The following is a 24,408-nucleotide window of genomic DNA, read 5'->3' on the forward strand; positions in this document are numbered from 1 at the left end:
AATTGAACTGGAGACGTTTATTGCTGCAAAGGAGGGGCTTGAAGTTGCAGCAGATCGTTAACGAAATCATAGAGCATTTATCGCATTCCCATCAACAAATGGCACGCATGATCGACTCCAAGCGCCATGTTGTCGTGCGGATGGCTGAGGTCGTGAAAGCCATCCCCGACAACAATCCGAATTTTGGGGGAACCGAGGGACTGCTGTCGAACACGCAGGCTTTGCTGGGCGGAGTTGTTTCGTATCTGACAACGATAGCTGAGCTGCAGGAGACGCTTGCCGCGCAGCTGACGTTTACGGTCCGCGAGCTTCGTGCAGAAGAAGAAGAGTAAGCCGCCGGAAGGAGGATGTTAGTCATGAATCGGGAACAGGCCTATATGCGTATGCTTGGCGCTACCGCCAATATGCAGTGGAACATTGCCAAGATGCTGGAAGCCAAGGCTGAAGAGGCGGAGAAAGCGCGTAATTGGATATGCAATCATATTACCGAGGCATCCTTCCTCGGCGATCAGACCCAGCTTAAACAGACAGCTCAAATCAACGAGCAGGTGATTGAATTATTGGACGGCGTTAACAAAATGAGCCAAGGGATCCTGTCCGTCATGCGCTCGGTTCTGCCCAAAAGCAATGAAGGCGGGGGCGATCATGACGGGGACGACGAGGAGATGCTGTTCGGCGGCATGGGTGACATGAATTGAAATTAATGGCATCCAAGGAACGGCAAGTGAAGCTGGAGATTCTCTCGTCTCTCGCCAGCAGCCAGACGGCGCTTGCCCGCATTCTGAACAGCATCGCCGACGTATCGGAGGCTTCCCCCGAGCTCGCCAGAAGCATTGCCGAGAATGTAAAGCTCTTAACGTCCATGCAGAAAAATATAGCGGAGTCCGTAACGGGGCTAACGATGCGGGGCAGGCGACTGAAGCGCGGACGCCCCGGCAGCCCTTGGCTGAACGCCAAGATCAGCAGGCTGCAAGACAGAGGTCATCGCGGAAGGAGGCGTTTGATATGAAGAAGAAGAGCGCCGTATCGGCGAAACGGAGAACCAAACGCAAGCCTGGTGTCCGGACGAAACGCAAAGTAAGCGGAGCCCGGAAGACAGCGGGGAAGAAGACGGGCAAAAGCACGATGAAACGCCGGAAGTCTTCGGCCAGAAAAAGAAGAAAAAGCTACAGCTTTGATCAAGCCGGCTATGATAACGGTTTTAACCAAGCCTATAACGACGGGTATAACGCCGGCTTCGCCAAAGGCTTTGAGGACGGCCATCAGATTGCCTACGAAACGCAGGCGTAATCGCGCAAACGGAAGATAGAGGTCTTAGCTCTGCCTTGTTCATGCCCAGCATGGACAAATCAGGAATAAGGCTTTTTTTGTATAACTTCGAATAACGGGCAGGTGAGTGTGAAATTTGAACACGGCAGCGGCGACGTCCTTTCAACAAGGCAGGCAGCAGGGGTATTCGGCCGGTTTTCATGCAGGATGGCGGGACGGAGCTTGCGAATGGGCAAAGACTTCTCTCGTAACCCCGGTCCCGGAAGTAATGCCTCTGCGTGTGTTGTATATTCCGCAAGGCTCATTAGGGTTTGACGCGATTGATTCCGGAATCATAGAGGCGCTGCAAAGATGCGTCAGCGAATTGCATGTAGGCGTGCAGGAAGGCCTGCTGCAGCAGGCGGCCGCCCTTTCGCCGGACATTGTGCTGGTACTAAACGGCCTATACACGTTTCCGCCGGATCATTTGGAACAGATTGCCGCAATCCGGGCGCTGGGAATCAAGACGGCGATCTGGTTTGTGGATGATCCGTACATGACGGCCCAGACGGTCCAGATCGCGCCGTTTTACGATGTTGTATTGACGCATGAGCGGGGGACCATTCCTCTATACCGGCAGCATGGATGCCTTCAGGTGCATCATCTGCCTCTCGCGGTCAACGAGTCCGTATTCCGTCCCTTTCGCGCGGAGAAGGCGTATGAATACGAGGTTTGTTTTATAGGAGTAGCCTTCTGGAACCGGGTAGAGCTGATCGATTCAATCGCCGGGCAGCTGTCCAAGCGAAAGCTGTTTATTGCCGGAGGGCACTGGGACCGTCTGAAGCAATATCCGCTGTTAGCATCCAGTATCCATCCGGAGGGCATTGCGCCTGAAGCAGCCGCCCATTATTACAACGGCTCCAAGATTGTCATCAATATGCACCGGTCCGATGTCCCCGGGAAGGATAATCAGATTGAAGCCCAGGCACCGGGCCTGTCGCTGAACCCGAGAACCTATGACGTTTCGGCATGCGCGACGCTGCAGCTAACGGATATCCGGGATGATCTGTATTCCCAGTACCGTCCGGGCTACGAGATCGAAACTTACGGCAATGCGCAGGAGCTGCTGCAGAAAATCGATTATTATTTGACCCATGAAGAGGAGCGTTTGCGGATTGCGATGAGAGGCTTGTACCGTACTTTACGCGAGCATACGATGACTGCGCGAATCGCCGCGCTTTTGAATCTATTGAAGTAGGAGGGACGAATATGGCGCCAGTAGTCAAACGGAAGACTGACGAGGAGGCAGGGCGAGCGGCGGGGTATAAGCTGGGCTGGGATCACGGGTACTGGATCGGGTTATGCGAGGAAGCAATCAGCCGTATCCCGCAGACCCATAAAGTATGGCCGGTTCACGCGATGTACGTGGAGACGGGCAAAGGATTTCCTTATTCGCCGATCGACGAAGCCGTTAGAGGCACTTTAGCGGCGATGGTTCAGAGGTTGACCGTTGTGAACGCAACGCAGGCGGTGGCGGAGATCGCGCTGGCGGATCGGCCCGACGTCGTTATTGTGCTGGACGGACTGCAGTTTGATGTCGGCCAGATCGCGACGCTTCGGAACAACGGCATCCGGACGGCAATCTGGCTGACCGATGATCCTTATTATATGGATATTACGACGATGATTGTGCCGCATTACGATACGGTATTTACGCTGGAGCGCAACTCGGTGGACTATTACAAGCAGCTTGGCTGCCAGAATGTGCATTACCTGCCTTTCTGCTTCGATCCGGCGCAGTATCGCCCGACGAATCCGGAGCGTTCCAGCCGCAAGGAAATTACGTTTATCGGCTCCGCCTATTTAAACAGAGTTAGTTATTTCAATGAATTAACGCCTTATCTGGCGGAGAAAAATACGTTAATATCCGGTATTTGGTGGGACCGGTTATCCCAATACGACCTGCTCCGCTCGAAAATCAAGCTGAACAACTGGATGGGCCCGGCAGAAACGGCCTTGACTTACAATGCTTCCAAAATCGTGATCAATATGCATCGCGCGCATGACGATGCCTTGTACAACAGCAACCGGATCGGATTAACGGCTGTTTCTCCTAATCCCCGGACCTTCGAAATTGCCGCATGCGGCGTGTTGCAGGTATGCGATACCCGGGATGATCTTGCTTCCTTTTTCACTCCCGGAGTGGAAATCGTAACCTATTCCTCGCCGGTGGAGCTAATCGAGAAGCTGGATTATTACCTGAAGCACGAGGAGGAGCGGCAGCAAATCGCCCTTCGCGGCATGTACCGGGCTTTCCGGGACCATAAATACGCGAACCGTCTTCAGACGATGCTTACGATATTATTCCCGCTCCTCTAGCACTTCATGAATTAAATGGACCAACGAAGCAAGACGCCTGATTGGGTCAATCCGCCGCCAAAGCCATAGAGCAGCAGCAAATGTCCCGGCAATACGCGGCCGTCGCGGACGGCGGCATCGAGAGCAAGCGGAATGGATGCCGCGGAAGTGTTGCCGTAATGCTCGATGCTCGACAAAGCCTGCTGCTCGCTTATGCCGGTCCGTTCGCATAACGCGTCAATAATGCGCTGATTCGCGTTGTGCGGAACGAACCAGTTGATTTCGGATGGCGCCAGTCCGCTGTCACGCAGCAATCCGGCGATTCCCTCGGATACGTGGCTGAGTGCCCATTTGTACACTTCCCGGCCATTTTGGACGATGCGGCTTGTCGTATCGATATCCGCGGCGTTAATGACAGGGGACAAGCCGCTGCGGTAGACATGGTGTCCGCCAGCGCCGTCCGTCTGAGCGGAGACCGCCAGGATATTTCCTTCTTCGCGGGCTTCCATTAAAAATGCGCCGGCTCCGTCGCCAAACAAAATGCAAGTCGTCCGATCTTCGTAGTTCGTAACCTTGGACAAGGTTTCTCCGCCGATGACGAGAATTTTACGGTAAACGCCTGACAGGAGCAGTCCGTTCGCCAGCTGGACTGCCGAGGTAAAGCCCGCGCATGCGGCCTGAATATCGATTGCGCCGCAATGACGGATTCCAAGGCCAGCCTGAACCTGGGCGGCAACGCTTGGGATGACATTATCCGGTGTCGAGGTAGCGACGATAATGTAATCGACATCCTCGATTTCCACCCCGTACCGCTCCTGCATATCCCTTACCGCCCGGATGCATAAATCGCTTGTGAACTGGTCATCCGCCGCAATCCGGCGTTCGCGGATGCCCGTGCGCTGGACGATCCATTCGTCCGAGGTGTCGACGATACGCTCCAAATCCGCATTGGACAAAACTTTATCCGGAGTATAAGTGCCTATGGCCGTTATAGCTGCGTTGGATTGCATTTGCTTTTCCATTGGAACAGCTCCTTTGATTTGCATGATTGGCATTTATCTTAGTACCTGGTACTAACACTTGATATTAAATTACTGAATTTGAATCCATTTGTCAAGCATTGCTGAGGATAGCTTCCACATAACGGAGCACAATAAGTCACGGGTCAAAGCCTGACTAATCGAATGGAGGAGTGGCCAGTTCATGAAAAACAAATTCATTCTTCTTACAGCAAGTGTGGCTTTAGCGGCATCGTTAGCGGGTTGCGCGTCCAATCAGGGAGATATCGGCAACAAAAATATCCGCCCCAACAGCGTGCGTTACGATGCTAACGGAAATATGATCCGAAATTTGGCGGCTCCGGGAACATTGACCGACAAACGTTTCGCGAATGATCAAATGAACGAAATGAATCGCGTCAATGGCCGCCGTCTCAACAGCAACAACATCGTTGGCAGTCATAAAAATTATAAGATGGAAATGAGCGAGGAAATCGCGAAGAAGCTTGTCGCCATGAATACGGTCAAGACAGCCAATGTGATGCTTACTGACCGCAATGCTTATGTTGCCGTATCCTTCGAGGATCATACGCGCGGTCTAAGCGCAAAAAGCTACAACCGTACGAACATGAGCAGTCCGATCACCGACGCGAACCGCCACATGAACGGCACGTATGGCGCGAGCGGCGGGAAATACGGCATGAACGGCATGAACGGAACGTATGGCATGAACGGCACGATGGGCGGCTATTCCAACAACGGCATGCGCGGCCTGAGCACAACCGACACCGGCGAGAGCCAGCTTACGGACAAGATCAAAAGCGATATCGCCGCGGAAGTAAAACGGCTGCATCCTTCGGTCCAGAACGTTTATGTATCCGCAAGCCCTGACTTTGTGGACCGCATGAACAGCTATATGGGCGACGTTCGTCTGGGTCATCCGATTCAAGGCTTTGTATCCGAATTTAACGCCATGGTTGAGCGCATTTTCCCCGCCAATGCCACCAAGCTGAATTCGAGTTCGGCGAAGCACACCACTCCTTATATTTACGATCACCGCTAACAGCTAGATATAAACAAAAAAGGGCCCGCTTGCGAAGCAAGCGGGCCTGTCCTAGAAATGGTATCAACTGTGGGGTTGATGCATATGATTGTAACGAAGAAACCTTAGCCTAAGATTAAAGAACTTTGTCGAAATTGAAACAAAGTAAAACCCCGCGCCTTTTAAGGGGAGCGGGGGAAACTGGAAACGCCCAAATCATGAATGGGATGGTTAGATTTGCAACTCCCCAAGCTTGATCAGCTCGACAACCGCTTGCGAACGACCTTTAACATTTAACTTCTGCATGACATTCGAAATATGGTTGCGGACGGTCTTTTCGCTGATAAATAATTGCTGCGCAATATCTCTAGTTGTTTTATCCTGCACCAGCAGCTCAAATACCTCGCGTTCACGATGCGTTAACAAAAACTTGCTTTTATGGTCGCTACCCTTCAAGTTTGTCACCCCTCCTTGCTCGGGTTTTTATGGTTTAACAAGGTTAAGGGATACAGTCAACTTATTGTATGAAATGGCTATAGCAATGGTGCTGTATGCAGGGAAAATGGGCGCTTATAATAAAAGAGGGCTGTCCCGGACGTCAATCGGCTTGACGCGGGGGCAGCCCTTGTTTATTTAATGTTTTCGTGAAGGCTTAGTATCCATCCGTTTTGTGTCCAAGCTCCTCGGCGATTTCCATCCCCTCGCGGGCTGGGAAGGTGCCTTCGTGTCCCGGCTTCCTAGCGGAGGACTTCTTGATGGCTTCCGCCACGAGACGGCCGTATTCCGGATCCGCCTTCGTCAAATTGGACAGCATCTTGTCCTGAATGACGGGCGCGCAGGTTGACAAGGCATCGCCCAGATTATGAATGAGCTCGTCGCGCTCCCACTGCTCCAGCTTGCGGAACGTATCGCCAGCCTGTGCGAAATCGTTGGTCCGGTCAATCGTCTGCCGGACGAGATTCGCGTCATAATGCGGCTCATGCGGCATACCGGAAGCTTTGGCCTCCGAAAGTCCGTTCAGACTCGAGGGCTCGTAGTTCACATGCGGATTTTGCCCCGGAGCGACATCGACATAAAAGGCCATTTGACCGTCGCGCTGATTGGTTGCGGCGCGTTTCTTCGGCGCGTTGATCGGCAGCTGCAGGTAGTTCGCGCCTACGCGGTAACGCTGGGTATCGGAGTAGGACAAAGTGCGGCCTTGCAGCATTTTATCGTCCGAGAAGTCCAGCCCGTCCACCAATACGCCCGTTCCGAATGCCGCCTGCTCCACCTCGGCGAAATAATTTTCAGGGTTTTTATTAAGCACCATCTTGCCTACCGGCACCATCGGGAACTGCTCTTCCGGCCACAGCTTCGTATCGTCGAGCGGATCGAAGTCAAGCTCCGGATGCTCGCCGTCCGCCATAATCTGCACCTTCAGCTCCCAGGCCGGGTAATCTCCACGCTCAATCGCCTCGTACAGATCCTGCGTCGCATGGTTGAAGTTCTTCGCCTGAATTTGCTCGGCTTCGGCTTGAGTCAGGTTTTTGACGCCTTGCTGCGGATCCCAGTGATATTTGACCAGTACCGCTTCGCCCTTCGCATTTACCCATTTGTATGTATTGACGCCGGAGCCCTGCATCTGGCGGTAGTTCGCAGGGATTCCCCAAGGGGAGAACAGGAATGTGATCATATGGGTCGCTTCCGGCGAATTCGAGACAAAGTCGAAGAAGCGCTCCATCGACTGCAGGTTCGTTACCGGATCCGGCTTGAAGGCATGAACCATGTCCGGGAATTTCATCGCATCGCGGATGAAGAAGATCTTCAGGTTGTTGCCCACCAGATCCCAATTGCCGTCCTCCGTGTAAAATTTGGTCGCAAAGCCGCGCGGGTCGCGGAGCGTCTCCGGCGAATGCCCGCCATGGATAACGCTCGAGAAGCGGACGAAGACAGGCGTTTTTTTGCCTTTTTCCTGGAAAAGCTTCGCTCTCGTATAGTTGCCGATCGGCTCGTTGCCGAACGTGCCGTAAGCTTCGAAGTAGCCGTGTGCGCCGGCTCCGCGGGCGTGTACAACCCGTTCAGGAACGCGTTCGCGGTCGAAATGGGTGATTTTTTCGATAAAATGGTAATTTTCAAGGGTAGCGGGACCGCGGTTGCCAACCGTTCTCGTGTTCTGATTGTCGGATACCGGATGGCCTTGTCTGGTCGTAAGCGTCAGACCGGATTCGCCTGCCGCTTTGCGGTTATCGGCTGCACCGCCCGCGCCTGCCGCATGAGTGCCGTTTGTATCATTTGCGGACATTATTGACTTTCCTCCATTTCCAATTTCACGTCGATTTTACCTCATACTCCAATACTATTCCTCATTCCGAAAGAGTTTATGAAAAGCAATTGGAATATAGTTGAAGCCTTATCCCCCTATTCAAGCGTCATGGCGCGTAGTACTGTATTAGAAAACAGCCTGCTTATCAGAAGGTGGAAAGGACTAGTCCCATGAACATATTGATCGTCGACGACGAACCGCGGCATTTGCGAGGAATGGCCGGCATGATTCAAATGATGCGCCCGGGCGCCAAGGTGAAAACGGCCAAGGACGGAGAAGCCGCCCTTGCCCTGGTCAGGGAAGAACAGCCCGATGTCGTGCTTAGCGATATACAAATGCCGAACCTTGACGGGCTTGCGTTCCTGCAGCGGCTGAAGGAAGAGGAGCTGCAGACCAAGGTAGTGATGGTATCGGCTTATAATTTGTTCGAGTATGCCCAAAGAGCGATCCGCCACGGCGCTTACGACTATCTGCTCAAGCCCGTTGACATGGACAAGGTGGAGGTTTTGCTGCAGCGGCTCGACCGGCAGCTTGCGGAAGAAGAGCGGGAGCGAGGCGAATCGGCCGAAATGAAGCAAAAGCTTGAGCTGGCATCCTCCGCCTACAGGAGCCGGCTCCTTCACCAATGGCTGAACGGCGAGCTTTCCCCGGGCGAACCGGTTGACCTTGAAGAGTGGCCTTTGCTTGCTCAAATGAACACTCTCGTATTGACGGAAATCCGCGCTGAAGGAGAAGCTTTTCCCGTGCAGGAGCTGGTCGAACAGCTTAAGCAGCGGGTATCCGCCTATGGCGAGGCTTGCGTGTTCCCTCTGCAGACGGTATCGCAGCACAGCATTCGTCTGGTGACCGTCTTGAAGCGGGAGAGCAAGCCAGCAGAGGGGATAGAGGAGCTGCGCTCCAGCCTGATGAGGCAGACGGAGATATGGCGAGCTTGCGGCATGGTATCCCATGGCATTGCGGCTCTGCGGGAAGAGCATAGGGTGAAACCTGCCGAGACCTATATCTCGAGCCTGTACCGACAGGCGGAAGAAGCATTGGAATATGCTTTCCACGAGGTCTGGGAGGGTGTCGTGACCTTTGAGCCTGACGCTGGACTGGGCAATACGAGCGCTGTTTTCCAGCTCGATGGCGAGCAACTGTTCGAAGCGCTGCAGGAGCAGTCCTTCGCAAGGGCCGAGGCGATGTGCCGGGATGCCTTTGCCGAGCTGGCCTCGCAGGGCCGCACGGAGCCAAAGCTGATGAAAAACTATGCGTCCCTTACGCTAATGAAGCTTAAGAGCAGGACCTCCGGCATCATCGACCAGCAGGTTGGAAGCGCTCTCGCGGATACCGCTTCCACAGCCATTCCGTCTTGTATCAGCAGCGGTATGCTGATGGAGCTGATGCTTGGCAGGCTGGCCGAGGTGCACAAATCGCTGACGGAGCGGAAGCAGGGCAGCGGCGAGCTGGCGGTGGAGCAATGCCTGAATTGGATTCAGGGGCATTACGCGGAGGATCTGACGCTCGAGATGGCAGCGGAGCAATTTCACTTCAATCCCTCCTATTTCAGTACCTTGATGAAGAGCCGCACCGGACGCTCGTTCTCCGATCATTTGACGGAGGCCCGTATGAGGGCGGCGAAGGAGCTGCTCGCCGGCGGCCGGTTCAAAATCTACGAAATCGCGGAGCAATGCGGCTACCGGGATACGAAATATTTCACCCGGATTTTTAAGCGGCAAGTTGGCTTGTCGCCGGAAGCCTACAAGCATACGCTGCGTCCGCAGACGGGGAGAGGGGATAGATCATGACGTTTCGATTAAGGCTGCTGCTCAGCTATCTGACGCTTATCGCATTGCCTCTGCTTGTGCTGAGCACGCTGTTTTACAATTCAAGCTTAAAGGTCGTTACCGAGCAGGCGCAAAACAATGTTTACGATGTCGTGATGAAAAATAACGACGTGATCGACACCAAGCTGGGGATCGTCGATCAGAATAGCAGGTCTTTGTTCGTGGACAAGGACCTGTTCCAGATTTTCAATAATCTGAACCCGGCGAAAGAAGAAGAGCTTGTCGCAGCCGACCGGCAGGTTACCGCCATCTTAAGCAAATATTTCTCCCAGAATGCGGATGTCTATTCCGCGCAGCTATGGACCTCGTATTACACCTTCGGAAGCACCATGCTAATGCCGCTCGGTAATCCGGTACAGTCCGCGATTTACAAAGAAGCGGTTAAGGCAGGGGGCAAGATGGTCTGGTACCCGACCTATGATTTCATCAAGATGTACGATCAGCCGTGGCTGCAAGACGGGACGATCGATTACCGTTACTTGTTCTCCGCAACCCGATTGCTTAACTTCTCTCACATGGAAGACAGCACGCTGGTCAAGCTGAAGCCTGAAGTCGAGCGCCCGGTGCTCACGATCAGCTTCAAGTCGACGGTGATGGACGAGCTGTTCGAGCGGAGTATCCCGGCGGGCTCCTCTTACATGGTGCTTGACCCCGACAATATCGTCGTGGCTTCAAGCGACCAGTCCCAGGTAACGAAGCGCTTCGATGAAGACTGGATCAATAATTTCCGCGAGCAGGGCAGCGGGAGCGAGCGGATCAAGCTGAACGGGCATAACCAGATCGTAAGCTTCGCCCGCTCGGAAGTGACCGGCTGGATGTCGATTGTCATTACGCCGCAATCCGCGCTCGTAAGCTCCCTGGTTCCGGTGCTCCGGACATCGACCATAGTGAGCGCCATCGCCTTAAGCGTTGTAGCTCTAGTGTTTGCTTATTTCATCATTAGCCGAATTACGGTTCCGATCAAAAAGCTGATGAGCGCGATGCGTTCGGTAGGTGAAGGGGATTTCGAAGCACGCGTTGACGTGGACCGCAAGGACGAATTTGGCCTCCTGTCCCAGCGCTTTAACCGGATGAACGACCGAATCGCCATGCTCGTGAAAGAAAATTACGAGATCAAGCTGAAGGAGAAGGAAGCGGAGATTCAGGCGCTTAACATGCAGATGAATCCTCATTTCCTGTATAACACGCTGAATATCATGAACTGGACGGCTCTCGAGAACCGTCAGACGGAGCTGAGCAAGATGCTGGTCTGCTTGTCCAATATGCTGCATTATACGTCCCGGAAAGATTGGGAAGCCGTTCATCTGTCGGAGGAGCTGGAATGGATGCGCAACTACTTCTTTATCATGTCCGCCAGGTTCGAAGGCAAGTTTACGGTTGCTTACGAGATCGAGCCGGCGCTCTACGAGATCAAGCTGCCAAGACTTCTTTTCCAGCCTTTTGTGGAAAATGCCATTCTGCACGGATTCAGCGGCGTGGAAGAAGGCGGGCAAATCACGATCCGGGGCTGGATCGACGAGGACGGCCGTTATTTCGAGGTGCGCGATAACGGACGGGGGATCAGCAAGGAGGGGATCGGCGCGATATTGTACAAGGAATCCGCTTCTGTCGGAATCAAAAATACGATTTCGCGGATCCGGATGGCCTACGGCGACGAATACGGCATCCGCATTCATTCCGCTCCGGGCAAGGGGACAAGCATCGTCATCCATCTGCCGGGCAAGACCCAATAAAAGTCCACCATTCTAGAAATGCTCGGGTTTTGTAAGCGTTATCCATCATCTACAATAAAAGCAATCATAGACTGCAGCTATGAGCCATGAGGATGAAATGAGAGAGGGGCTCGAAAAAAATGATTATGAATCGATGGAAATACACTTCCGCATTTATGGTTACGGTTCTGTCGGCCGTGCTGGTCATGTCCGGCTGCACCAAGTCCGATAGTTCCGGCAATGGCAATTCTTCATCCGGCAATAACGCAAGCAGCTCGGCAAATACGGCCAGTTCCGGCACCGATTCCGGCACGGCTGGCAGCGGCGAAAAAATTACACTGAAGCTGACCGGATGGGGCGCGCCGGCTGAGGTAGCGGCGTACAAATCCGCCATTGCCAATTTCGAGAAGGCTCATCCGAACGTAAAAGTCGAATTTCAGGCCATCAGCAGCGGTGATTACGATACGAAGCTGACGACAATGGTAGCCGGCAACGACGAGCCGGATGTCGCGATGATGGAATCCGCCACCATTGCTTTCCCGCTTGCGGAAGAAGGCAAGTTCCTGAACCTGCAGGACTTCCTTGCGAAGGATCAGCAGATTACACTCGATTCGATTGTTCCGAATATTACGTATTCCCAAGCGCCGGGCAACATTATCGGCATCGGTCCTGGTCCCGAGACATTCGGACTGTTCTATAACGAAGACGTATTCAAGGATGCCGGCATCGAACCGCCTCCTTCCGATGCTTCCAAAGCGTGGACCTGGGATCAATTCGTCGACGTTGCCAAGAAGCTGACGCTCGACAACAAGGGACGCAATGCAGCGGACCCGAATTTCGACCCTAAAAATATTAAGCAATTCGGCATCAACCTGCCGACCTGGTGGGGTGCTTACAGTAACTTTATCTACTCCAACGGCGGCGACTTCCTGTCGGCCGACGGCAAAACCTTTGCCCTTAATCAGCCGGAAGCCGTAGAAGTGTTTCAGAAGATGGCCGACCTGATCAACGTGTATCATGTTGCTCCATCCCCGCTTCAGTCGAAGAATATCCCTGGAACTAACGTAGCGCTTCAGACGAAGAAGGTTGCGATGGCCATTGACGGACAATGGGCTTCGTCGTCGCTTGCGGAATCCAAGTTCAACTATAACGTAGGCGTTCTGCCGGTCATGAAAGAGCCGGTAACAACCGTAGTAGCCGGCATGTTCTCCATCTTCAAATCGACCAAGCATCCGCAGGAAGCTTGGGAGCTGCTCAAGGCGCTGCTTGATCCGGAAGCTTCGCTCGACATGCTGACCAACGGAACCTGGATGCCTGCTCCGAAAGACTGGTACACCGACAGCGAGAAGCTGGACAAGTGGACAAAAGATCTGGCAGCCCGCCCATCCGGCTATAACGGCGCGATCATTGACATGCTTCTGAACCACAGCCATGCAACGCCAACGGCTTACGTGAAAAACTTCAATAAAATCATGGATGTCGTTAACCCTGCTTTGGATAAAGTGTGGCTGGGCAAACAATCCGCCCAGGAAGCGCTTGATTCCATTGCCGCGAAGGCACAGCAGCAAGTACAAGGCCGGCGCGACGTCGAGTAAGCTGTCCGCAGACCGCGGATAACAGGAGAGGGCAGCGGTTCGGGAATTCGATGAATCGCTGTCCTCTGCCATAGACAGGGAGGGTTAAGGCATGGAGATTTCGGCAAACACGGGCAAGTCCGTCAAGACGGTTGCCAGAAAGAGCAGCAAAAGGGAGCGCAAGGCCCTGTTCTACGGCTTGCTCTTTACAGCGCCGGCGATACTCGGCTTCATCATCTATACGTTAGGGCCGATGATTGCCAGCTTATATTTGAGCTTAACGGATTACAACGTTTTTAAAGACACGACCAGCTTTATCGGTCTGGACAACTATGTCAAGCTGTTCAGCGGCGAAGACGATTTGTTCTACAAGTCGCTTGGCACAACCTTTTATTTCGTTATTCTCCGCGTGCCGGCGGTTATCATTATCTCTTTCTTTTTGGCTATTCTGCTAAATATGAACGTGAAGGGCCGGGCGATTTTCCGGACGATTATCTACCTGCCGAGCATTGTTCCGGCGGTTGCCGCTTCGATGATCTGGCTGTGGCTTATGAACCCGGATCTGGGCCTGCTGAATATGGCGCTCGATTGGCTTCATCTGCCAACAAGCAACTGGCTGTTCGGAGAGGGCAGCGTTATCCCGTCCATCGTGCTCACGACGTTATGGGGGATTGGCGGTACGGTTATCATTTTCCTTGCCGGCCTGTCGGGCATACCGAAATCCTACTATGAAGCGATTGACGTTGACGGCGGCGGATGGTACAGCAAGCTGCGCCACATCACGGTACCGATGCTGACGCCTACGATCTTCTTCAATACGATTATGACGATTATCGGCTCCTTCCAGGTGTTCAGCGAAGCGTACATTCTGACCCAAGGCGGACCCAACAACAAAAGCTTGTTCTTCGTCTTCTATCTGTGGCGTACCGCATTCCGCGATACGGAAATGGGCTATGCCTCCGCGCTGGCGTGGGTATTGTTCATCATTATTATGATCTTTACGGTGTTTGTCTTTAAGACCTCGAAATCCTGGGTGCATTATGAGGGGGAAAAACAATGAGAGAGTCCAGGCTGAAGCTTACCGCCGGGTTTACCTCCCTGCTGATCGTTTCCGCGATGTTTATCGTGCCGTTTCTGTGGCTGCTGCGCAGCTCGGTGATGGATTTGTCGCAAATTTTCATCATGCCGCCGCAATGGATACCGAAGCCCTTTCACTTTGAAAACTTCAAGGAAGCCTTGACTGTCGTGCCGTTTGGGGCCTTCTTCAAAAATACACTCATTATCGTAGCCGGGGTTCTGCTCGGAACGGTCGTCTCAAGCACCATTGCCGCGTTTGGCTTCTCCCGCATCAAGTGGAAGGGACGCGACACGGTATTCGCCATCCTGATGTCCTCGATGATGCTGCCGGGAGCGGTAACGCTTATTCCAAGCTTTATCGGCTGGAAGGAGCTTGGCTTCTACGATACGTTCTACCCGCTGATCGTTCCCGCGTATTTCGGCGGCGGCATGTTCAATATCTTTCTGCTGCGCCAGTTCTACATGTCGATCCCGCAGGACTTCGACGAGGCGGCGCTTGTAGACGGAGCGAATTACTTCCAGATCTATTGGCGCATCCTGCTCCCGCTCAGCCGTTCGGCCGTTATCGTGGTTGCGCTCTTCACGTTCCTTGCTTCGTGGAATGATTTCATGGGCCCGCTCATCTATTTGAAGAGCGACAGCCGTTTTACGCTTGCGCTTGGCCTGCAGATGTTCCAGGGCAGCTATAACGCGCAATGGGATTTATTGATGGCCGCTTCAACGGCGGTGGTATTGCCTTGCGTGCTTGTCTTTTTGATCGGTCAAAGGTTCTTCCTGGAAGGCATTACGCTTACCGGATTGAAAGGCTAACCCAACTTAACCAAACGAATAGGGAGGAAGCAACGTGACCGTTACGAACCAACGGATTAAAGGCTGGCGCGGAGTTCCGTTCTCGGAAGTGAAGATAAATGACGCTTTCTGGCGTCCGCGCCTTGAGACTCTCAAAAACGTAACGATGGGCGTCTGTCTGGACCAATGCGAGAAGACGGGGCGGATTGCGAACTTCGCCGTTGCCGGCGGATTGATGGAAGGCAAATTTGAGGGCATGTACTACAATGATTCCGATGTGTACAAGGTGCTCGAAGGCGCGGCGTACTCGCTTATGACCGACCGCGATCCCAAGCTGGAGGCGGAGATTGACCGGATCGCGGGGCTGATCGAAGCCGCTCAGGAGAGCGACGGCTATTTGTCCACTTACTACACCCTGGAAGCGCCGGAGCTTAAATGGACCGACATGGAAAAGCATGAAATGTACAATGGCGGCCATCTGATCGAAGCAGCCGTAGCCTACTATCAAGCGACAGGCAAGCGCAGGCTGCTGGATGTCGCCTGCCGCATGGCGGATCATTACGATTCGCTGTTCGGTCCGGGCAAGCGTCATTGGGCGGAAGGGCATGAAGAGATCGAGCTGGCGCTCGTGAAGCTGTACGGCGCGACGGGAGAGGACCGGTACTGGAAGCTTGCGCTGTGGCTTCTCGAGGAACGCGGCCACGGCCATGGCGTTGGCGCGATCTGGGACAAAGAAGACTGGGGACCGGCGTATTGCCAGGACGATGTGCCTGTAAGGGATATCCGGGAGGTAAAAGGGCATGCCGTACGGGCGATGTATCTCTATACGGCGATGGCCGACGTCGTACTGGCTTCCGGCGACCCCGCTTATATGGAAGCGCTCGACCGCGTATGGGCCCATACGGTTGAACGGAATATGTACGTAACGGGCGGCATTGGCCCTTCCGTCCATAACGAAGGGTTTACGCACGATTACGACCTGCCGAACGAGTCGGCTTACTGCGAGACCTGCGCTGCGATTGCGATGGCCTTCTGGAATCACCGGATGAATCTGCTGCATGGCGACGGCAAGTATGCGGACCTTGTAGAACGGGAGATGTTTAACGGCGCGTTGTCCGGCATTTCGCTGTCCGGCGACCGGTTCTTCTATGTGAATCCGCTTGCTTCCAAGGGAGAGCATCACCGGGTGGAATGGTTCCATACCTCCTGCTGCCCGACCAACCTTGCGCGATTCCTGCCGTCGATCGGGCAATACGCGTATGCCGCTTCGGAAGACGGCATTTCGGTGAACCAGTATTTGAGCAGCGAGACCACCGTTCGGCTTGCCGGCGGAAGCGGCGTGAAGGTTGCCCAATCAACGGCTTATCCTTGGGATGGCCGGGTAGAGCTTTCCCTGACTCCGGAGCAAGCGGATGAGTTCGTTATCCGTCTGCGCGTGCCGGGCTGGTGCAGAAGCTACCGGGTTTATGCGCAGGGCGAAGCGGTAACCGGTGCAGAGGCATTGGTAGAGAACGGATATGTAGTGCTTAAAAGGCATTGGCTGCCTGGCGATACGGTTGTGGTGGAGCTGGATATGCCGGTAACCGCGGTGCGTTCACGCGAAGAGGCGGAAGCTAATCGCGGAAGGCTCGCCTTCCAGCGCGGGCCGGTCGTGTATTGCATCGAGCAATCCGGCAATGAGGAGCTTGTCTACGACGAGTTCGCGTTTAAGGCGGCTGAGCCGTTTGCTGTCGAGTATGCCGGCGACCGGCTTGGCGGCGTAACGGTGCTGCGCGGCAGGACGGAGGATGGCCGTTCATGCGAGCTGATCCCGTATTATGCGTGGGATAACCGGGAAGCGGGCTTTATGCAGGTGTGGGTGCGCGAAGCCGAAGACCGCAGGCTGTACCGGTAACCTAAGCCAGGCTTTAAGGCGATAAGCAAGAGCTGTTTGTACAGCCTTTCAAAAAGGTTGTATAGACAGCTCTTTTTTTCGTTGATACAATCATCACTCCGCCTATTTTTAATGGTAATCGGACGGTTTGCGGAATATCCTGTAACAAGCCTTTCATGCTTTCCGGGGATAAGGTTATCGATGAAATCTATTTCTCAAGATGATAGGGTTATGCTACTATTAATAAACACATCTTTCACCAAAATATACCTTAATAAGTGCATATACGAAGAAAATCGACACAAAATGACGCAAAATAAGTTTATGCATAACGAAAACCCAGCCGATTTGGGTGATCATTCTTTTTAGGAGGGTCCAATGGGAAAACCCTTTCTGTTATTTGTTTTCTTTACGTGGCTGTTCGGAAATCCGATTATCGCCATAATAGCGCTGTTAGTTATCGTGTATGTCATAGACCGCCGGTTTATCGGTCTGTCCCCAAGCCTCTTAAAGCCGATTCGCCGGTCCTCCCGTTTAAGCAAGCTGAAGAAACATGTCGTTCAATCTCCCAACGATACATCCGCCAAAGCGGAAATTGCCCGAATTCTGATCGAGAAGAAGAAATACCGGGAAGCGCTGGATCTGCTTGAGCCGCTCGAGCGTATGCTCGACGATTCCGCCGAATATTGGGATGATCTTGGCCTTTGCCTGATGCAGACCGGACAACCGGAAGCCGCCGAAGCCGCCATGAGCAAGGCGCTGCTGCTTAATCCGAGAGTGAAATACGGCGCTCCTTATTTGAGGCTGGCCGCCTACTATTCCAAGCTGGACCCGGAAAGGGCGCTCTCCTATATGGAAGCCTTTCAGGAGATTCATTCGTCCTCCTGCGAAGCTTATTGCCGCCTCGCGGATATTTACGAGCAGATGGGCCGCAAGGAAGACGCGATGGAGGCCGTTTCCGAAGGGCTTCGGATTTACCGTTCCCTGCCGCGTTACAAGAAGCGGGTCGAGCGCAAGTGGGCGCTCCGTTTGTACATCCGGAAGACCCGAGGATGATGGAAAGAACTGCTTGTTTGATTTGCCGCCTGCCATATTGTTGTTTCCGTGAAAATCATCCATAATCGAATTACATTACGAGAGCTTAAAGGAGCATCATATGCCGCGCAATATCTGGCTCATGGCGATTAGCTTGAGCGTTATCATCGTTTTACTGAGCAATGCCGCTTATTATTTTCTGACGAAAAAAACGTTGGAAGATGCGCTAAACCATGAGATGCGGGCTGTTGCGAAGCAAATTGAATTTTCCGTTGAGCAATCGAGGCTTGGGGCAGAGAAGTTCCAGGAGCAGATCGGGAAGGAGCTCCGGGTCGTATCGATCGCGGCGCAATACGCGCTTGATCCGGACGTCGAGAAGGTGACGAACGACCAGCTGAAGGAATTAAGCGCCAAGCTTGGCGTCGAGCATATTACGCTGATGAAGCGGACCAAGGACAACATTATCCTGTACAAATCCTCGGATGAGAACGAGCTGGGCAAAGGGACGAAAACCTGGGATCCCTGGTATGTCGCCTTCTATCAGCTGTTCGACCGGCACGAGGTCAATATCGACTGGCTTGGCCAGACGCTGCCGAACTTCTGGAGCGGACCGTTCGAGGTTGCTTCAACGGATCCGGACAGCATTTACAAATGGGGCTATTACTACGACGGAACGACTAATTATATTATTGATCCGTACGTCAACTATACGACGCTTGCCGATTACGAGAAGCTGACGGGCATTAACGAGCTGATCGACAAATCAATCGGAAGCAGCGATTCCTTGCTCGAAGCGACGTTATTTAATCCGAAGACGTTTGGCAAAAGCTCCTTCGATACGGTAAACGAAGCGGGCGAAGTCCAGGGGCATTTGCTGCAGAAGGATATCTTCTATGGAACCTACCGTTACAAGGGAGACAAAGACGTCGACTATGTGAAGAAGGCTTTTGCGACCGGCAAGAGCCTCTCGGTTAAAGAAAATATCGACGGCAAGCATGTGCTCAAAATGTTTATCCCGGTCACGACGGGATCGGGAGTTAGCCTGGTCGACGAGAACGGGGCGCCGATTCACGGTTACGTGCTCTCTCTCGTATCCGATTACCAGGTCATTCAGGACAGGCTCGACAGCCAGTTTCTGAATATCGGAATCGTTATATTCCTCGTTACGGGCATAAGCCTCTTGATCGCTGCCTTTGCGATGCGTTATTTCCGGCAGACGCGCGAGAAGGTGGTTGTGGTCACGCAACAGACGTACGTCGACGAAATCAATAGCATGTTCCAGTCCATCCGGGCGCAGAGGCATGACTTTCTGAACCATGTCCAGACCATTCATTCCCTCGCGGAGCTGAACAAATCGAGGGAGCTTGTTGCGTATACGAAAGAGCTGACCGGCGAGATCCGGCTGATGAACGATATTATCAATATCGGGAATCCGGCGATTGCGGCGTTGATCCGCTCGAAAATTTCGCAGGCGGAAAGCTACCGGATCTCCTTTACCTGCTCCTTCAGCGGGCTTAACCGTCTGGAGATGGGGATTAAGACGCTGGATGTGAACCGGATGCTTGGCAATTTGATCGATAACGCTTTTGACGAGGTCATGAAGTATCCCGAGGAATGCCGCATGGTTGAGCTGACGGGAAAACAGGTTGACGGCTTCATCGAGTTCTGCATTACAAATACCTGCTCGAATGCTCGGGAGGTTACGGAAAAGCCGCTCTTTGAGGCCGGCTTCTCCACCAAGAACGAGGCTCATCAAGGACTTGGCTTGTTTACCGTCAAGTCCATTACCGAGCAGTATAAAGGAACCGTGCAGATCCATGCCGAGGTTGAGGACCGAATTACCTTCTTTATCCGTATCCCGCACTAATACTATATTATTCGCTTGCAGCCCGTTCGCTTTTAACGAAGCGAAATGGGCTGCTTTTGGCTTTTCAGAGGGCGCATTTTTTGTGGTATACTAATAAGATGCTAGGTGAACGGAAAGAGGGCAGGTGAACGAACTTGGCAAGTCTTGATGATAAGCTTCATACAGTGCTTGAACACAGTCTGGGGCAGCATTTGAACGAAGAGATCATTCGCCGCGGATGGGATTATTATCGGAGCGGCCAGGTGTTGAACGTCAAGCAGGCGGACGCGGATACGTTATACGGGGCCGTGCAAGGGTCCGACGTTTACTCGGTGTTGCTTGATTCAGACCATTTCAGATACAGCAAATGCACTTGTCCTTTTAATGATTATTGCAAGCATATGGCGGCGGTCTATTTCGCCTATTGCCACAGTCTTGACGGCGAGGCTGCGGCCAAAGCGGCCTACGACCGGATTAGGGGCGACGGGAAGCAGCAGCGCAGCACGGTTACCGTAAGCGTGCCGAAGTTTAGCGGCCGTCACGCACAGCCTTCCGATAATGCGCCGCCGGTAGAATGGGGATTGTGGATGGACGCCGAATACGGCGAAACCTGGCGAAGCTGCCGTCATTCGCTTCACGCCCTGCAGCCGGTTCTGTCCGCGCTTAAGGGGACGACGAAGCATTGGGACAAAAAAAGTCAGCGGCTGCACTGGATGAGCGTGATCCTGTTTGTGCTCGACCAGGCGGAGCAGGCGATCAAGACGGTCGATACGTTCAGCCGTTATTATCATGAAATGTCGTTTCTTCGCATGGCGGAGCCGTGGGTGGAGCATTATTATACGCTGGCGCTTGAGCTGGAACCTTCGGAGGTTGCCGGCCATGACCGCAGCTGGGTGGATTACGTTGCCGGTTACGCGAAGAGCAGAGCCGTGAAAAATGAACAGCAGCTGTTTGACTGGACCTATATCTATTTGGCCATATGCGAACGGATGGCTTCGGACGCCGCTTGGTATGAGCATGAGCTGGATGCGATGAGGAAGGAAGAACTCCGGGATTCGGAAGAGCCGGTTAATAGGACGTTCGTGCATACGGCAGCGGCGATGCTCTGTTTCTTCGGCCGCAAGGACGAAGAGGCGCTGGCGCATTTCGGCAAGACGGATTTCCAACGCTCGCAGAAGGTGATTTACCCTTGCGTCGCGCAGCGGCTTGAGGAAGGAGACTGGGAGCTGATCGGCCATTGGATGAGCTTCCTGTACGACCATATTTCCAAGGTGAAAAATGCGAGAACCATCGGACCCTTTATGACCTTATGCCGGAGAGCCGATACGGACCGGCCTGATGAGCCGCGCTGGACCCGGTATATGGTTGAGCTTCTTCCGCATTCCTATGCGGATTTGTCCGATCATTGGCTGGCGGTGCAAAAGTACGAGGAATGGGCGGATCTTCAGCTGTTGATCGGCATGAAGCCGGATGATCTTGGCATTCAGAATGTTCGCGAAGTTTCGAAGGCAGCTCCCGGCGTCATGATTCCTATCTATCATCAGTCGATTGAGGAGGCCATTCAGTCGCGCAACCGGCAGGGCTACCGCCTTGCCGTCAAAGAGCTGAAAAAGCTTGAGAGGCTATACAAGGCCGATAAGCATGCGGATAAATGGGAGCGTTACATTGAAGGAATCGCAAGCAAGTATCAACGGCTTCGCGCGTTTCAGGAAGAGCTGTGGAAAGGAAAAATCGTAACATGAAATCATTCATCGGCGCTCGGACGTTACTCGTGGACGGTTACTGGAAGCAAGGCGACAAAGCGGAAGACAGTGCGATTATCCTCGCGGCGGCAGACCGGGGGGATAGTCCGGCAAGGCTGAAGCAGGTGCTCTTTGCCTGGCATCAGGCTTCCTGGTATGGCGCGGAGGTTGAGGAGATCGATACGGAAATCGGGAAGGCGCTTAAGCTTCCTCCCCTGCTTGCCGTCGATTACTTGTCCTCGCCTCGTCATGTGCGGCTTCTGCAAGTGGAATGGACGGATCGGCTGCAGGATTTGATGCGCATGGCGGGCAAGCTCCGCGAGGCACTGCTTGAGGGATGGTTTCAGCCGGACTGGGGCAGATGGTCGGAGCACCGGCGCGCGTGGCGGCTGGAAATCCCTGCGGAACAAGCTGCTTTTGCCGCGGAATGGCAGCGGCTTATAACGGATACCGGGATAACCGGTGCGGATCAGTGGTTAAGCGAAGCGGTCGAACAGATTTTAGCCCAAAACGGCGACGCCGCTGCGGCTTGGCGCAAAATTGCCGCGGCTGCAGGCGGGGAATCCGTGCTTCTTCATAAGGCAGGCGATGAAGAGGACTGGCTGATTGCTTTGGGTCTTCATAAGGATACGATGCCGTTTAAGGTGGCTCTGCAGCTCGCGGAGCCTGCGGAAGGCGCGAGCTGGCAGCTTCGGCCTGCGCTGCAGGACCGAAACGGCGGATCATGGATTCCGGTTGCGCAGGCGAACGGGCAATGGCAGGCTTTGTTCCCTCAGGATGGACCGCTGCCGGCTGATTGGGAGCCCCATTTGGAGGCGAGATTGGCAAAGGAGCACGGCAAATGGCTTGCTGCCCTGCCGGACTGGAAGGATGAAGCGGATCCGGAGAAGCTGCGAGGTCAGCTGACGGATAACGATGCCTGGTTCTTTATGGAGAAGGCGAGCCTGCAGCTGCTGGAGGCAGGCTGCCCGGTGCTCTTGCCAAGCTGGTGGGAGGCCGTGCGCTCCCGCCGCTTAAGGCTGAAAGCTAAGATGAAATCGTCGGTTGGCTCGGACGCGCAGCCGATGTTTGGTCTTGACCAGATCGTACAGTTTGACTGGAAGATGGCGCTTGGCAATGTCGATCTGTCGGAGTCCGAGTTCATGCGGCTTGCCGAGGAGAACCGGAGGCTCATGAATATCGGAGGCGAATGGGTTCATCTCGATCCGCAGGATGTCGCCCAGATTCGCGATTGGATCAAGCGGGTCGGCAAACGCAAAGGGCTGTCGTTCCGCGACGTGATGGAGATGCATTTGCTTGGCGGCACCGTTATGGAAGACGGAGAGGATGCTTCGGTTGCGCTGCGGGCGGAGGTTGAGCTGAACGATCATCTGACGAGATGGCTCGAGCAGCTTCAGCATACGGCGGAAATCCCTCTGGTCGATATACCGGGCAGCTTCCGGGGTTCGCTCCGTCCGTATCAGCTGCAAGGGGTCTCGTGGCTGCTGTTTCTCCGGAGATTTGGTCTTGGCGGCGTGCTTGCCGATGATATGGGTCTTGGCAAGACGATTCAGTTCATGGCCTATCTATCCTATGTGAAGGAGCACGGAAACAACCGTCTCGGACCTTCTCTTCTTATTTGTCCGACTTCCGTCATCGGCAACTGGCAGAAGGAGCTTGAGAAGTTCGCCCCGACCCTTACGGCGTATTTGCATTACGGCCCAAAAAGGGAGAAGGGCGAAGCGCTTCAAGAAGCGGTCGCGGATGCGGATATCGTCATCACGTCATACTCTCTTGCCCAAATTGACGAGGAAGAGCTTAATCAGATCGAGTGGGATGCTCTCTGTCTGGATGAAGCGCAAAATATAAAAAACGTATACACGAAGCAGTCTGCGGCTATCCGCGCACTGCCGGCTCATCACCGGATTGCGTTGACCGGTACCCCGATGGAAAACCGGCTGACCGAGCTATGGTCGATCTACGATTTCATTAATCCGGGTTACCTGGGCAGCATGGGAGAGTTCCGCAAGGCGGTTGTGCTTCCGATTGAACGCACCCGCGACGAACAGGTCATTAGCGGCCTTCAGCGTTGGGTTAAGCCGTTTATGCTGCGCAGGGTGAAGAAGGATCCCGCGATTCAGCTGTCGCTGCCGGAAAAGAACGAAGCCAAAACGTATTTGACCTTGACGACCGAGCAAGGGGCGATCTACGAGAATATCGTTGCCGATCTGCTCGAGAAGCTGGATAAGCTGGGTCCGATGCAGCGCCGGGGCTTGATTCTGGCTTCGCTTACGAGACTGAAGCAGCTATGCGATCATCCGGCAATGCTCAGCGAAGAGCGCGAGCTCCAGCAGCGGTGGGACGACAGCCGCTCGAACAAGGTCGCTCGGTTGCTCGAGATGGTGGAGGAGATTGCCTCCGAGGGCGAACGCTGCCTGATCTTCACTCAATTCGTGGATATGGGGGAGCAGCTCAAGAAGCTTCTGGAGGAGCGGCTGGGGCTTCCGGTTCCGTATTTGCACGGCGGGGTGCCTAAGGCCAAGCGGGACGAGATGATCGAGAAATTCCAGAACCCGGAGGAGCCATGCTGCGCGTTTGTGCTCTCGCTTAAAGCCGGCGGTACCGGTCTTAACCTGACGGCGGCCAATCACGTCTTCCATTTCGACCGGTGGTGGAATCCGGCAGTCGAGAATCAGGCGACGGACCGTGCTTTCCGGATCGGTCAGACGAAGCAGGTGCAGGTTCACAAATTTATTACGCTAGGCACGCTTGAGGAAAAAATCGACGAGATGATTGACCGCAAGCAGCAGCTGAACGAGCAGGTCGTCGGACAGTCGGAGCAATGGATTACCGAGCTGTCCACGGATGAGCTGAAGGAGCTGTTCGCGCTTCGCAAAAACTGGCTGAAGGGATGAGGGGGATAAATGTCTGGAGAGAAGGACAAGTGGGCGAAAGCGATGAGCGAGCGTCACACCGGTTCCCCAGGGCCCGGTGAGCCGGATCAGGG

General features: G+C 53.9%; 20 protein-coding genes. 17 read left to right on the forward strand and 3 right to left on the reverse strand.

Features of this window, described 5'->3' with window-relative positions; all coding sequences use genetic code 11:
* Positions 1-44: 44 nt before the first annotated feature.
* The 6 genes from FHT67_RS01395 (at position 45) to FHT67_RS01420 (ending at position 3,627) form a co-directional block, all read left to right on the forward strand.
* Positions 45-332 carry a nucleoside-diphosphate sugar epimerase gene (locus FHT67_RS01395; RefSeq protein WP_132303245.1) on the forward strand — a complete coding sequence of 96 codons (288 nt, stop codon included), beginning with the start codon at positions 45-47 and terminating at the stop codon, positions 330-332.
* Between the two features lie 24 nt (positions 333-356).
* The gene (locus FHT67_RS01400; RefSeq protein WP_132303246.1) at positions 357-698 is read left to right on the forward strand and encodes an alpha-helical endospore appendage domain-containing protein; all 342 of its coding nucleotides are present in this window, start codon (positions 357-359) and stop codon (positions 696-698) included.
* Positions 695-1,009 (forward strand): hypothetical protein, encoded by a 315-nt coding sequence (locus FHT67_RS01405; protein WP_481856663.1) that lies wholly within the window; start codon positions 695-697, stop codon positions 1,007-1,009. Before FHT67_RS01400 ends, FHT67_RS01405 begins: the two co-directional genes overlap by 4 nt.
* Positions 1,006-1,290 (forward strand): hypothetical protein, encoded by a 285-nt coding sequence (locus tag FHT67_RS01410; protein WP_132303247.1) that lies wholly within the window; start codon positions 1,006-1,008, stop codon positions 1,288-1,290. Before FHT67_RS01405 ends, FHT67_RS01410 begins: the two co-directional genes overlap by 4 nt.
* A gap of 115 nt (positions 1,291-1,405) precedes the next feature.
* The gene (locus tag FHT67_RS01415) at positions 1,406-2,506 is read left to right on the forward strand and encodes a CgeB family protein (RefSeq protein ID WP_167194982.1); all 1,101 of its coding nucleotides are present in this window, start codon (positions 1,406-1,408) and stop codon (positions 2,504-2,506) included.
* A gap of 11 nt (positions 2,507-2,517) precedes the next feature.
* Positions 2,518-3,627, forward strand: coding sequence for a CgeB family protein (locus tag FHT67_RS01420; protein WP_167194985.1), 1,110 nt, complete (start codon positions 2,518-2,520; stop codon positions 3,625-3,627).
* An 11-nt stretch (positions 3,628-3,638) separates the two neighbouring features.
* Here FHT67_RS01420 and FHT67_RS01425 read toward each other — a convergent pair whose 3' ends face one another.
* Complete coding sequence (locus FHT67_RS01425) at positions 3,639-4,628, reverse strand: ketoacyl-ACP synthase III (RefSeq protein WP_167194988.1); 990 nt, start codon at positions 4,626-4,628, stop codon at positions 3,639-3,641.
* Positions 4,629-4,809: 181 nt separating this feature from the next.
* Between FHT67_RS01425 and FHT67_RS01430 the strand changes: the two genes are divergently transcribed.
* Positions 4,810-5,667: a YhcN/YlaJ family sporulation lipoprotein gene (locus FHT67_RS01430; protein WP_132303251.1), complete on the forward strand. Its 858-nt coding sequence runs from the start codon at positions 4,810-4,812 to the stop codon at positions 5,665-5,667.
* Between the two features lie 210 nt (positions 5,668-5,877).
* On the opposite strand, the gene FHT67_RS01435 is transcribed toward FHT67_RS01430, so the two are convergent.
* Positions 5,878-6,102, reverse strand: coding sequence for a helix-turn-helix domain-containing protein (locus FHT67_RS01435; RefSeq protein ID WP_006040330.1), 225 nt, complete (start codon positions 6,100-6,102; stop codon positions 5,878-5,880).
* A gap of 196 nt (positions 6,103-6,298) precedes the next feature.
* The gene (locus FHT67_RS01440; RefSeq protein WP_167194991.1) at positions 6,299-7,927 is read right to left on the reverse strand and encodes a catalase; all 1,629 of its coding nucleotides are present in this window, start codon (positions 7,925-7,927) and stop codon (positions 6,299-6,301) included.
* Between the two features lie 191 nt (positions 7,928-8,118).
* Here FHT67_RS01440 and FHT67_RS01445 point away from each other — a divergent pair, with 191 nt between their 5' ends.
* From FHT67_RS01445 to FHT67_RS01490, 10 genes are all read left to right on the forward strand, one after another.
* Positions 8,119-9,735, forward strand: coding sequence for a response regulator transcription factor (locus FHT67_RS01445; protein WP_167194994.1), 1,617 nt, complete (start codon positions 8,119-8,121; stop codon positions 9,733-9,735).
* The gene (locus FHT67_RS01450; RefSeq protein ID WP_167194998.1) at positions 9,732-11,507 is read left to right on the forward strand and encodes a sensor histidine kinase; all 1,776 of its coding nucleotides are present in this window, start codon (positions 9,732-9,734) and stop codon (positions 11,505-11,507) included. The genes FHT67_RS01445 and FHT67_RS01450 overlap by 4 nt, the downstream gene beginning before the upstream one ends.
* A 119-nt stretch (positions 11,508-11,626) precedes the next feature.
* Positions 11,627-13,081 (forward strand): ABC transporter substrate-binding protein, encoded by a 1,455-nt coding sequence (locus FHT67_RS01455; protein WP_132303306.1) that lies wholly within the window; start codon positions 11,627-11,629, stop codon positions 13,079-13,081.
* 91 nt (positions 13,082-13,172) lie between these two features.
* A complete protein-coding gene (locus FHT67_RS01460) occupies positions 13,173-14,120 on the forward strand; it encodes a carbohydrate ABC transporter permease (protein WP_116393834.1) in 948 nt (315 codons plus the stop codon).
* Positions 14,117-14,947 carry a carbohydrate ABC transporter permease gene (locus FHT67_RS01465; protein WP_132303307.1) on the forward strand — a complete coding sequence of 277 codons (831 nt, stop codon included), beginning with the start codon at positions 14,117-14,119 and terminating at the stop codon, positions 14,945-14,947. The genes FHT67_RS01460 and FHT67_RS01465 overlap by 4 nt, the downstream gene beginning before the upstream one ends.
* 34 nt (positions 14,948-14,981) lie before the next feature.
* Positions 14,982-16,820: a beta-L-arabinofuranosidase domain-containing protein gene (locus tag FHT67_RS01470; protein ID WP_167195001.1), complete on the forward strand. Its 1,839-nt coding sequence runs from the start codon at positions 14,982-14,984 to the stop codon at positions 16,818-16,820.
* A gap of 357 nt (positions 16,821-17,177) precedes the next feature.
* On the forward strand, positions 17,178-17,855 hold the full coding sequence (locus tag FHT67_RS01475) for a tetratricopeptide repeat protein (RefSeq protein WP_167195004.1): 678 nt from the start codon (positions 17,178-17,180) through the stop codon (positions 17,853-17,855).
* Positions 17,856-17,976: 121 nt separating this feature from the next.
* Positions 17,977-19,701 (forward strand): sensor histidine kinase, encoded by a 1,725-nt coding sequence (locus FHT67_RS01480; RefSeq protein WP_243866857.1) that lies wholly within the window; start codon positions 17,977-17,979, stop codon positions 19,699-19,701.
* Between the two features lie 134 nt (positions 19,702-19,835).
* Complete coding sequence (locus FHT67_RS01485) at positions 19,836-21,422, forward strand: SWIM zinc finger family protein (RefSeq protein WP_167195010.1); 1,587 nt, start codon at positions 19,836-19,838, stop codon at positions 21,420-21,422.
* Entirely contained in the window at positions 21,419-24,316 is a 2,898-nt protein-coding gene (locus FHT67_RS01490) for a DEAD/DEAH box helicase (RefSeq protein WP_167195013.1), read from the forward strand. Before FHT67_RS01485 ends, FHT67_RS01490 begins: the two co-directional genes overlap by 4 nt.
* Positions 24,317-24,408: the final 92 nt, after the last annotated feature.

Origin of the sequence: Paenibacillus sp. BK720 (assembly GCF_011761545.1) — a bacterium.
Taxonomy (GTDB): domain Bacteria; phylum Bacillota; class Bacilli; order Paenibacillales; family Paenibacillaceae; genus Pristimantibacillus.

What these genes read in the sequence shown, in the direction of transcription:
- FHT67_RS01430 (WP_132303251.1), top strand. Translation starts at nt 4,810, where the DNA reads ATGAAAAACAAATTCATTCTTCTTACAGCAAGTGTGGCTTTAGCGGCA.
- FHT67_RS01445 (WP_167194994.1), top strand. Translation starts at nt 8,119, where the DNA reads ATGAACATATTGATCGTCGACGACGAACCGCGGCATTTGCGAGGAATG.
- FHT67_RS01460 (WP_116393834.1), top strand. Translation starts at nt 13,173, where the DNA reads ATGGAGATTTCGGCAAACACGGGCAAGTCCGTCAAGACGGTTGCCAGA.
- FHT67_RS01465 (WP_132303307.1), top strand. Translation starts at nt 14,117, where the DNA reads ATGAGAGAGTCCAGGCTGAAGCTTACCGCCGGGTTTACCTCCCTGCTG.
- FHT67_RS01475 (WP_167195004.1), top strand. Translation starts at nt 17,178, where the DNA reads ATGGGAAAACCCTTTCTGTTATTTGTTTTCTTTACGTGGCTGTTCGGA.
- FHT67_RS01425 (WP_167194988.1), bottom strand. Translation starts at nt 4,628, where the DNA reads ATGGAAAAGCAAATGCAATCCAACGCAGCTATAACGGCCATAGGCACT.
- FHT67_RS01490 (WP_167195013.1), top strand. Translation starts at nt 21,419, where the DNA reads ATGAAATCATTCATCGGCGCTCGGACGTTACTCGTGGACGGTTACTGG.
- FHT67_RS01455 (WP_132303306.1), top strand. Translation starts at nt 11,627, where the DNA reads ATGATTATGAATCGATGGAAATACACTTCCGCATTTATGGTTACGGTT.
- FHT67_RS01420 (WP_167194985.1), top strand. Translation starts at nt 2,518, where the DNA reads ATGGCGCCAGTAGTCAAACGGAAGACTGACGAGGAGGCAGGGCGAGCG.
- FHT67_RS01480 (WP_243866857.1), top strand. Translation starts at nt 17,977, where the DNA reads ATGGCGATTAGCTTGAGCGTTATCATCGTTTTACTGAGCAATGCCGCT.
- FHT67_RS01450 (WP_167194998.1), top strand. Translation starts at nt 9,732, where the DNA reads ATGACGTTTCGATTAAGGCTGCTGCTCAGCTATCTGACGCTTATCGCA.
- FHT67_RS01400 (WP_132303246.1), top strand. Translation starts at nt 357, where the DNA reads ATGAATCGGGAACAGGCCTATATGCGTATGCTTGGCGCTACCGCCAAT.
- FHT67_RS01440 (WP_167194991.1), bottom strand. Translation starts at nt 7,927, where the DNA reads ATGTCCGCAAATGATACAAACGGCACTCATGCGGCAGGCGCGGGCGGT.
- FHT67_RS01410 (WP_132303247.1), top strand. Translation starts at nt 1,006, where the DNA reads ATGAAGAAGAAGAGCGCCGTATCGGCGAAACGGAGAACCAAACGCAAG.